2 tRNA genes and 1 rRNA gene are annotated in these 601 nt (G+C 42.9%); all 3 read left to right on the top strand.

The window, feature by feature from the left end:
• Positions 1-83: ribosomal RNA gene (locus ACTG7Q_RS10840) — 16S ribosomal RNA — on the top strand; the annotation flags it as partial.
• An 82-nt stretch (positions 84-165) separates the two neighbouring features.
• A tRNA-Ile gene (locus ACTG7Q_RS10845) sits at positions 166-242 on the top strand.
• A gap of 26 nt (positions 243-268) precedes the next feature.
• A tRNA-Ala gene (locus tag ACTG7Q_RS10850) sits at positions 269-344 on the top strand.
• Positions 345-601: the final 257 nt, after the last annotated feature.

Raw genomic sequence — 601 nt, forward strand, 5'->3', positions numbered from 1 at the left:
CGTTTACCACGGTATGATTCATGACTGGGGTGAAGTCGTAACAAGGTAACCGTAGGGGAACCTGCGGTTGGATCACCTCCTTACCGAAAAACGAGCGACAATAAGTGTCCACACAGATTGACTGATAAAAAGTAGAAAAGAAGAAAGCAACGAGAATTACCCTGCGGGTCTGTAGCTCAGGTGGTTAGAGCGCACCCCTGATAAGGGTGAGGTCGGTGGTTCAAGTCCACTCAGACCCACCACTCAAGAGAGTGACGTAGGAAAAATTGGGGATATAGCTCAGCTGGGAGAGCGCCTGCCTTGCACGCAGGAGGTCAGCGGTTCGATCCCGCTTATCTCCACCAAAAAACTTGTTGTCATCATCATTGTTAAGTAAATTGTAGGGGCGTATTGCATACGTCCTAATAAAAGCAGTTGATTTAACAATGATGATAGGCGAAAGCCGATAATCTTACTGTTCTTTAAAAATTTGGAAACAAGCTGAAAACTGAGAGATTTTCGAGTTAATTTAATCATATAAATTAACACAAGAAAGTCTGAGTAGAAGAAAAATCTTGACTGAACAAAAGCAGTCAAGTGTTTAGTTGAACAGCAACATCAT

Source organism: Lonepinella sp. BR2474, from assembly GCF_051851555.1.
Taxonomy (GTDB): domain Bacteria; phylum Pseudomonadota; class Gammaproteobacteria; order Enterobacterales; family Pasteurellaceae; genus Lonepinella.